The following is a 10021-nucleotide window of genomic DNA, read 5'->3' as shown; positions in this document are numbered from 1 at the left end:
TTTTTAGCGTTTTGGCAAGATTCTTGAAAATAAGAATACATACGATGTCCTTTTTTAATCCAAATCTGAAGAGTTTTATAATTTATTTGATTTTCCGTTGTCATTTTTTCACCTCCTTGTTAAGAATATTATACCAAAACAAGAACGTATGTTTCTATATTTTTACTTGAACATAAAATATTTTTTCGATTCATCTCACCACCTTCACATATGTTTAGAGGTGGGAGTCCTCTCGAAAGGTATGATAGATCATCATAATTTCATTATGTAAACAAAATGATAGCAATAAAGTAAAACCATTTTCTCTTGCCACACCACTGTAGGTTTGCAAAAAAGAGTAACTCCATTTTAATCAATCTTTTTTCAAAATGCAGTTTTTGTAGTTGCTGTTAAATAAGGATTGAAGGTAACTTTTTATTCAAACTTTATTTTAATCCTACAGCCACTGTGCAAGGACAAGAAAGTCTAAACTAAAATTTTATAGATTTACAGAATTATACCCATTTAAGCTTATGTTAAATCAAATAAATTTGAAAAAAGATAACGCCTTTAAAGAAAAAACGAAAAATTTTTATTTTCTTTATTAATATTTTTAATTCCTCTTTTATTGATTTAGTTACAGTTAATAATTGTTTTGTTCTAGAGTTATAATTGAATAAGCCTGTACGCTGTACAGACTTATTCATATTTGGTTATTCGTTACTTTTCTGCTTCTATAATACGTTTCATTGCCTTCATTTGACCGATATGGTCCGCTTCATGGTACAGCATCATACCGTAAAGCTCACCTACTGTTTCCAATCCTAAGAACGGCTCCGGAAGCTTCTTTTCAAATGATTCTGTCGGAATTACTTTAATGCGCTATGCTTGCTCTTGTAATTGGGACATTAGCACCTCTAGTGAAGGGCCTTCTGTTTTCCATTCAGATGGCCTTGTATCCAATCCGAAAAGGCCTGGATACTCGCTTGGCAAATGCTTAAACTCTTTGCCAAACATGAACGACTCTGCTGCAGTTAACACATGACCGATATGCCAGCGAATTGTGTTGTTGAAGCCATCCGGCTGCTTATCCGCAGTTTTAATATCCAACGTTTGCATAAATTTAACTAATGCTCCACGCGTTAATTCAAATTGCTTTAAACCCACCGTTTTATTCATTCTATCGCTCTCTTTCTCATGTACTTTTTATTTTAATATATCAGTAACAGTCACGAAATACACCTAAAAAGCTTAACTAATGAATGAACCGAGCCCCAAATAGTGGACACTAAAAAAGTGGAGCTATTCAGAGTTCGGTTCACCCTTAATAATCCGATTTTTTTATTTCCGCCAAAAAGTTGAACAGTCTGTCTTATCCAAAATATTAAACTCGATCATTTTCTCAAGTAATGAGAAATCAACCGGACTATCCCACTGGATACGTACCCACTGCTTGATTACATAATTATATCAAATGACCAATTACCCACATACAATAAGCTCCATTTTGAAACAGCTCATTTGCTTTGACTTCCAACATAGTTTTTTCAGCTCCAAGGCCACCAAGGGGATTAAGCATTGTATTCAAAATGTTTCACATGCTCCAATAACGTTTGGTATTGCTGATCAAGGGCATATTCATCTTGTCTCCTCCTTCTTTTCAAATATATGTGGCATTCAACGCTTATTCGTTCAAAAAGATTTTATGCAACTATTAAGACAATACCCGACACAATCTATTCATGAGTATTCTACAAAGCTCCGCGAAGATCCAGCAGTAAAGAAAACTCAATATAAATATTATTGCAATAACCTTTGAATCCATAGTTGTATCAACAGTAGGGCCTAGCACTGGAAAATGGAATACATACAGAATCATCATAATACCCGTAAATAGACATATCGATGAAAAGGAAACAACCACAATCCTCCTCTTCAATTGTAAAAAGGCCACACCCATCGCTATACCTAATAAACCTGTTGTAAAGGGAAAGATAATTAGTTCACTCGGCTGAATAATAAATAAAAGGAAAATCGTAAGGGTATAAGAGAGGATTCCCTGGCGGATAGAAAAGCAAGTAGCTAAAAAAATTGGTAATGTCGCTAGAAAACTAATCAGAAAACCTATACCAGGCATAAAGCCCCCCGCTGATTGAAGCATAGTGGCAAATGTACTCAATAAGGCTGTAATAACTAACTTGGTTGCAAGGGCCATCTTTCTTACATGAACATAGTTTGCACCTGTCTCTATCATCGATTGATACCAATAACGAACAAACCAATTGATGAAAACACCCCCAAAAAATATCCAATTCGTCACTTTCTATACTATTCATTCCCTTGCGCTTTATGCGGTATTGCCTGTTAGTAATCAATTGGAATGAGAATGGGGTTTGCGAAGTATTTTTGAACAAACTTTATTTCAAAGCTACAATTAGCTCTATTTTGAAATTTTCTCCTTCTTTGTCTTTATCGTCATAAATGTATGACAAATACGCCAGCCGTCGAATTTTATAGTTATAAATCATGGAACAATTTCAAAAACAGTACCTTGGTTAAAATCAGTCACTTTCATAGAGCCATAAACCCCTAAATATAGTCTGGTTTGATCCAGATTCGTTCCCAAATTAACATAATAAGCTGATTGAGAGCCAAAATTATAATCGGTTTCAATAACACTAAAATCATTTAGTTTACAATCTGTACTTACCCTGGTATAAGCTAAAGCCCCTTTAACCGGAGGGCGAGATTCTTCATACTGGGCAAGATCGGTAAACACGACGCTTCCCGTTAAATTTGGGATTCCATTTCCCATATATGGCTGGACTCCTGTAAGTGCAGTTCCTCCAAACTTATCGGGGCGGGGATCTTTATGAAAATAACTAGTTAAAGGCTGAAGACGCCTCACTGAAGTTTTTACAACTTCATTGTAATAAGCAATTGTTTTCTCATTCAAAGTCGGATTCTCAGAACAGCCCCTTATAAAGGAAGTAGGAAAAGCACCTTCCCATCCTCGCCAACCAAAGTTAATAAATCCTTCTTGGTCAGGTTCAGACCTCATTAAAGAAGCTTGAATTAGCTGTGTAACCGGTATTGGTTTATAATGAACGAATGAAAAAATCGACTCTACCAAATCCTGCCCAACATTTCCCACATATTTGATATACTGATTATAAAACCTTTGAAATGAAATGCCTGTTATATTGCGAACCCCTTTGGCAATTACCGTAAGCGTTTCCTGAATAGGTGCGGGAAGTTCATTAAAACTTGTGACTACGGGGGGATTATAGATAAATGTATTCTTAACTACATCAATTTCAATTATTTTACCAGCTATCTCCATATCATCCTGACTTAAATTAAATGGATCATAACCTGATCCACCATCTCCAGTTGTTAAAACAAGTTTTCTGGTTTCAGGTGAAAAATTTAAGCTATTGACACCATTATGATTAAAAAATGGTCTTCTTATGTTAAGTAATGTCCGTCGTTTTTGAGGTTGACCATTCGATTGTAAAATCCATTCTTCAACTGTATCAATATGATCATACCCCGTTTCTCTATTTATCCACCTTAAGTTTAAAGTTTTGGGATCACATGGGTTAGGCTTAAAAGGTTCAGAAAGAGCGCCTGGACCTTGTGTTCCAGCTACTGAATAATGAAGATAAAACAGACCGTTATGATAAAATTCTGGATGAAACGCTAGCCCTAGCAATCCCCGTTCATCATATCCACTACCAGAAACACCTAGTTCAGAATTACCTAATTTTATGATTCGCGAGCGAATATCTAAAAAAGTCCTTATAACTCCGTTTGCTATGTAAAAGATCTCTCCTACCTGGGTTGCAATAAATAATCTTTCAATTGAGTCACCCGGAAGTCTAGTTGTTTTCAAAACGGTAGGTAAATTTATCTTACTTACAATGGGCCGTAAACTAACCTTAACTTTTATCAACTAACTTTACACCCCTTTTTATTGTTTTCTATTATAAGAATATGATTAGAAATGTTCTATTAGTATCAAATTAGGGCCAGGGAGTTTACTTAATAATATTGTGAATGAATCACTTAAAGTAACGAGGGCGTATCTTCAATAAGATCTTCCATAATCGGGTGCTTTAATTGAGCAATAATCACAAAAGTTATCAAACTCCCTTTTTTATAAAAGGATGATTCAATTGAATATAAAAAAGCGTGTTTTGATCAATTTTTTTCAAAACACGCTTTTTCTATGTGCTCTTTTATCAATGGTACCCTTTAAAGATTAGATTCATCTTTCAGGAACATTCTTGTTATTTGGACTATTTCTGGCTGCGCTGCATTTCTTGCTTCTCCATATAACTGCGCATCTGTCGCATATATTTAGGTGCGTCCATCGGATTCCCGGCGATCATTTCAATGATACAGAGTCTTTCGGCACTTTCCTTTTCAGCTTGGATTATAGCCTGATCAAGCTCTCCATAGGTCCGGACCGTAACGGTAAACGCGTTGCCTCCAAACGCTTCGGCCAGCCTGGTGTAAGACCATCGAGGGATTTGGTTGTACTTTTGACCCTCTGTTTTGACATTCAAATATTTCTCGATCGTATAACCATCGTTGTTCAAGACGAAGATTATGGGCTTGCAGCCGTAATAGAGCATGGAACTAATTTCTTGGGCTGTTAGCTGCAAGGCGCCGTCACCTGTAAACAGCAACACTCGGCGTTCCGGCGCGGCCATAATAGCACCGAACGCCGAGGGGGTTGCGTAACCGATGGACTGCCATCCTCCTTGCCCAATATATGTTACATTTCTCGGCAATCTCACCTCCGCCATTCCATTATAGAACGTTCCAGTCTCGGCGATCACAATATCGCCCTCTTTCAGCATGCGCTGAAAACGTGGATAATAGCCGGCCGCCATTAAAGGCTCGTCGGCACTAGTTGTGAATTGATCGTAAGGGAATGACAATTTTTTCGCCAAACCTTGGCCCATGTAACCCACCTTCTGCACGGCAAGCAGCATGTCGGCTGCAAGAACATTCGGATATTCCGCCTCAGCGATCTTGACCATGTCCGGTTGAATATCGACAGTCACCAGCGGATTCAGCTTTGCGGTAAAATTCGCGGTGTTGGTGTCCGCCCATACCATGCCGATCGCAATGATACAATCTGCATTTTCCACCGTACTTTGGACTTCAGAACCCCCGAAAGAGCCTAGGTACACGCCGATATAATTTGGATGGGTTTCGTCGAATGCCCCCTTCCCGTACATCATCGTTACAACAGACACGTTCATAGCTTCGGCCAGCTGCCGAGCTGCTGTCTGAAGGCCGAAACGCATTGTTTTCACATCCACCAGGATAACCGGTCGGTGGGCACGCTCCAGCAGCCGATGAACATGATCCACCGCAGCCTGAAGGGTTTTCAGGTCAGACGTTGGACGTGGCGGTACCGGTTCTTCCCGGACCTTGATCGGCTTGGTCACTAAATCATCGGCCACAACCAGGTATACAGGCTTTTTCTTTTCCTTAGCAATGCGAATCGCAGCCGAAATTTCAATCTTGGCGTTTTCCGGCGTAAGCACCGCGGTATAAGCCGTAATCTGCTCATACATCTTGGGGAAGACATCAAAATTCCCATCCATTAGAGTGTGGTGCATCAGCTTGTGTTCTTTTTGATCCTTCTCAGGAGGCGCACCCACAATATGAATGATTGGCACATTCTCGCTGTTGGCCCCCGCTATCGCATTGCAGGCACTGAGCTCCCCGACCCCGAAGGTTGTAATAAGTGCGGATATTCCTTTGATTCTTGCGTAGCCATCCGCTGCATAACCCGAATTTAATTCGTTCCGTCCTTTTATAAACCGAATGCCGTTATACCGCTCTAAAGTATCAAGAAGTGTAAAATTATAGTCCCCTGCGACGCCAAAAATTTCAGTAATGCCCTCCAGCTTTAGGCAATCGAACAAGTACTGGCCAACCGTTTTTTGAGCCGCCCCGTTTTGCGAACCAAAGCTGCCCGCAGTCATCATGTTATCCATTGCTCGTTCACTCCTTATCCATGTCTTGGGCTTGTTCTGCTTTATAGTACTCTTTTTGATAATTCCCTTTCATTAAACAGGTTATCCGTCGTGCCGAGCTAAAGTAAGACGTTGACGAAATGATACTATAATAAGGCATTAAACGTCGTTTTAGGGACGTATTTAACACTAGCACAAATGTGTTATGAAAGAATAACCGATGCAAAAAAATGTTGAAATTAGGGATGTATTTTTTTGAGTATTGCACCTGATACATCTGTTATCGATTCCATATTTCCCTATTGTAATCCCTAGTTCTCGCAAACAGATTCCTCTCATCCCCTAATCCCCTTTCTTCTCAATTTCTAAACATTTTATCATAAAAAAACACGCTTATAGCGTGCCTTTCATCGTTTCACATATACTTCAACAATCGGATTATCTTTCTGATCCGCATGTAAACGAATATTTTCTTCGCCCGTCTGATAAATATTTGCTAATAACATAACAGTTAACAAATTAGGAGTTTTTCCATCACTTCCAAATTTCCGTTCAAATGCTTCTTTATATTCAAACTCCAAATCTCCTTGTATATATGTATACACTTCAAATCCATCCTTTAAGTTACAAACAACTTGATCAATAATATCTGCCCCTACTTGCCTTTTCATTTCATCCCGAAGTGCTGCTATAAATTTCTCCCAAGAAACTTCATACGTTTGAAATTGATCTGTAGATTCCATCTTATTCACTCCTTGGTACTAATCTTCTATATATATTTCCCCTTTTCTCTAACAATTATGAAACATAGGTCATTCGTACAAGCCGCACTTGTCCTGCTCACATATCGTATTACTGTAATGCGGAAGGAGGAAAAAACATGCATCACCGGAAATGCCATGATACATGTCGACGTTTTTTTGGAAAAGTGGTACGAATTGAAGATTATGATGGTAACATTCATGTAGGAAAAATAATTGATATAACAGAAGATTCTGTTTGGATCAAGCCAATTCGGCGTCCATCTTTTGATACAGGATTTGGATACTATGATACAAATTCAAATGATCGCTGTGATTCTTGCCGTGGCCGCAGATGTGATAACTGTAGATCTGGCTATGGCGGAGGATACGGATATGGTTACGGCGGCTATGAACTCGCTTTTGGTTTTATTTTCGGAATCGCTTTAGCAGCATTATTTTTCATCTAATATAAGAAGGAGTCGGCTATTTTTTTCGTCAGCTCCTTTTCTTACATATCATTATAAAACATTCAGATAGACCACTCTTTCTACAAATTCACTTTTCGCAAATAAACACACGATGTCCTAGCACATGTTGGTACATATGCAATACTTGTTCATGTTGTACCCATGCATCATATAATTCAGCTGGAATAAACTGTGACAAATTCCACTCTGGCTGTTCATTTTGCCCAGCAATTGTCTCGGCAACTGTGCCGCCACCACCAATTTTTATTCGCTTAAAATTCGCTTTCTGAAATAAATGAACCCACTCATTCTCCGTTAGTAACTGTTTCATTCCATATAGTTTTAGTATGTTCTCTTCTTCTTCACGCGATATATGATTTTCGATTATCATTTCAATAACAACAAGCTTTCCATTCTTTTGTAGTACGCGATAACATTCTGGAATAGACTGTTCTTTATTTGTAAAAGCAAGTACAGATTCTCCAAGAACCAGATGAAATTTCTCATCCGAAAACGGCAATTGTTCGGCACTTCCTTGAATCAGTTCAATTGGTAATTGCTCTTGTAACCACCTATCTTTTGCCTTTTGAATCATAATCTCATTATTTTCAACTGCCGTTACTTTATAGCCGAATTCCTTATGCATGTAAGCTGCTGTCCGCCCTGTTCCGCACCCTATCTCAAGTACACTCGCATCATGTTGTAATGGCAACTTCGCTAATAACTGCTTCGTTAACGTAAAACCACCAGGATGAGCACTCCCAATTCCGTAATAAGCTAAAAAATCAATATATACATTTCGTTTCATGGGATTCTCCTTCATTTTTTCTATACTACCATTACCTATATTCATACACATAAAAAACGGTGCAACATATAGAGAAACTTTAATCCTCACCAATCGAATTTTTACGGGTAGTTTATCTACCGTCTAACTAAACACTTGCTGCCGCTAAATTTTAAGATAGCAATACAGAAGTGGTTTCGAAAAAACTCTTATATTTAAGCTTAAATAAAAAAGCACCTCTAAAAAGCGATAACGCTTCTCTTAGAAATGCTTTTCTCTACACTATTTACTTTTCTGTTACATACGCCCACTTAAAGCTGTATTCTGGGCTGATGTTATGTTTTACAATTCCTTTGACATTTGATTTCAATACATAAGATCTACCCGATTGGAATAGAGGCACAAGTGCTACATCTTCTTCAAGTAACATTTTTTCTGCCTTTCCTAACTCTTCCCAACGCTTCTTCGCATCTGACATTAATTCTGTCTTACCTTTATTAATAATTTCGTCATATTTGGGATTGGAATAACTCATCTGATTTTGAGAGTTTTTTGATTCGAACATGTCTAAAAATGTCATCGGATCTGCATAGTCTGGATTCCAGCCTCCAAAAGAGAGTTCATAGTCTTGCTCGGACTCCAATTTCAATTTTTGTTTAAATGGCTGCATTTTAATATTCACTGTTACACCTTTTAAATTTTTCTCAATTTGATCTTTTACATACTCACCAACCTTTTTAGCATTACTACTATCATAGTTTAAAAACTCAAGTGTCACTTGATCTTTACCCAGTTCTTTTTTTGCTTCTTCCCAAGCTGTTGCTGCCTTCTTTGTATCTTGTTTCAAACCATTTTTGAATGTTTCTGTGAAGTCTTTCCCATCAGGACCAGTTGCTAATCCTTTTGGAACAAGGAAATCTGCTGGTTTTGAACCATCGTTTAAGATTACATTTGCTAAATTCTTCTTATCAATTGATAATGCGATTGCTTCACGTAACTTTTTATTCTTCAGCGGTGTATCTTGACCACTGCGTTTTTGATTTAAGCGTAAATAGAACGTGCCTGTTTCTAAATATGTCCCAAATTCATCTTTCTTTGATCTATATTTATCAGTAAATTCTCCTGTTAGTAATGAAAAGTCGATTTGATCACTATCATATAAATTTACTCTTGTCGCTTCTTCTTTTACTACACTGTAGTTAATTTCTTCAAGCTTTACACTGTTCTTATCCCAATACTTATCATTCTTTTTCAACTTCCAACCTTGTTCATGCTTCCATTCAGACATAACAAATGGACCATTATATACTACCGTATCTGCCTCTAAACCGTATTTCTCACCTTTTTCTTTTACAAACTTTTCATTTAGTGGATAATACGCTGGAAATGCCATTAAATTCAAGAAATACGGAACTGGTCTTTCTAGTTCAACTTCAAGTGTATAATCGTCTACTGCTTTTGCACCTAATGTAGATACGTCTGCCTCTCCTTTATTAATTGCTTCTGCATTTTTAATATAGTAAGCAATAAATGCATACTCCGCTGCTGTCTTTGGATCTAGCAAACGGTGCCATGCAAACACGAAATCTTTCGCCGTTACAGGATCACCGTTTGACCATTTTGCATCTTTACGAAGTTTAAATGTATACTTTTTGCCATCCTCGCTTTTTGTGCTAGATTCTGCCGCAGCTGGAATCGGCTTATTATCTTTATCAAGACGATATAACCCTTCCATTGTATTCCCTAAAATTTGCGCACCAAGTACATCTGTTGCCTTAGATGTATCCATTGTTGGAATTTCCTGATTTTCTGTACGATTCAATACTTGTTTTGCTGCATATTTAATATCAGATTTACTGTCCCCATTACTATGAGATGATGTATCTGGCTTTTTGTCTCCCCCACCTGAACATGCTGATAAAGCCATGCTCATTGCCAATACTGGCGCTACAACAGCTGTTAATTTCTTTATCTTTTTCATCTCTGTACCCTCCCTAAACTATATGTAAGCCGATCATTTTGAGAGATTTCCTGCCAATTTATTAT

7 protein-coding genes and 2 pseudogenes are annotated in these 10021 nt (G+C 37.8%); 1 reads left to right on the top strand and 8 read right to left on the bottom strand.

Going from position 1 to position 10021, the window contains the following annotated elements:
• Nucleotides 1-699: 699 nt before the first annotated feature.
• From COO03_RS00715 to COO03_RS00690, 6 genes and pseudogenes are all read right to left on the bottom strand, one after another.
• Nucleotides 700-1158 (bottom strand): annotated as a pseudogene (locus COO03_RS00715) (DinB family protein).
• A gap of 162 nt (nucleotides 1159-1320) precedes the next feature.
• Nucleotides 1321-1434 (bottom strand): annotated as a pseudogene (locus COO03_RS27305) (iron chaperone); the annotation flags it as partial.
• A 259-nt stretch (nucleotides 1435-1693) separates the two neighbouring features.
• Nucleotides 1694-2266 (bottom strand): hypothetical protein, encoded by a 573-nt coding sequence (locus COO03_RS27360; protein WP_097894567.1) that lies wholly within the window; start codon nucleotides 2264-2266, stop codon nucleotides 1694-1696.
• Nucleotides 2267-2503: 237 nt separating this feature from the next.
• On the bottom strand, nucleotides 2504-3934 hold the full coding sequence (locus COO03_RS00700; RefSeq protein ID WP_097894565.1) for a PQQ-dependent sugar dehydrogenase: 1431 nt from the start codon (nucleotides 3932-3934) through the stop codon (nucleotides 2504-2506).
• A 346-nt stretch (nucleotides 3935-4280) separates the two neighbouring features.
• Nucleotides 4281-5999 carry an alpha-keto acid decarboxylase family protein gene (locus COO03_RS00695; RefSeq protein ID WP_097894564.1) on the bottom strand — a complete coding sequence of 573 codons (1719 nt, stop codon included), beginning with the start codon at nucleotides 5997-5999 and terminating at the stop codon, nucleotides 4281-4283.
• Nucleotides 6000-6385: 386 nt separating this feature from the next.
• Entirely contained in the window at nucleotides 6386-6721 is a 336-nt protein-coding gene (locus tag COO03_RS00690) for a hypothetical protein (RefSeq protein WP_097894563.1), read from the bottom strand.
• A 137-nt stretch (nucleotides 6722-6858) separates the two neighbouring features.
• Here COO03_RS00690 and COO03_RS00685 point away from each other — a divergent pair, with 137 nt between their 5' ends.
• Nucleotides 6859-7188: a hypothetical protein gene (locus tag COO03_RS00685; RefSeq protein ID WP_097894562.1), complete on the top strand. Its 330-nt coding sequence runs from the start codon at nucleotides 6859-6861 to the stop codon at nucleotides 7186-7188.
• Nucleotides 7189-7276: 88 nt separating this feature from the next.
• Here COO03_RS00685 and COO03_RS00680 read toward each other — a convergent pair whose 3' ends face one another.
• Both COO03_RS00680 and COO03_RS00675 read right to left on the bottom strand, forming a co-directional pair.
• On the bottom strand, nucleotides 7277-7996 hold the full coding sequence (locus COO03_RS00680; protein ID WP_097894561.1) for a class I SAM-dependent methyltransferase: 720 nt from the start codon (nucleotides 7994-7996) through the stop codon (nucleotides 7277-7279).
• A gap of 265 nt (nucleotides 7997-8261) precedes the next feature.
• On the bottom strand, nucleotides 8262-9956 hold the full coding sequence (locus tag COO03_RS00675) for a peptide ABC transporter substrate-binding protein (RefSeq protein ID WP_097894560.1): 1695 nt from the start codon (nucleotides 9954-9956) through the stop codon (nucleotides 8262-8264).
• Nucleotides 9957-10021: the final 65 nt, after the last annotated feature.

Source organism: Bacillus sp. AFS098217, assembly GCF_002551815.1.
Classification (GTDB): Bacteria; Bacillota; Bacilli; order Bacillales; family Bacillaceae_G; genus Bacillus_A.
This window is presented reverse-complemented; position numbering and strand designations above follow the sequence as displayed.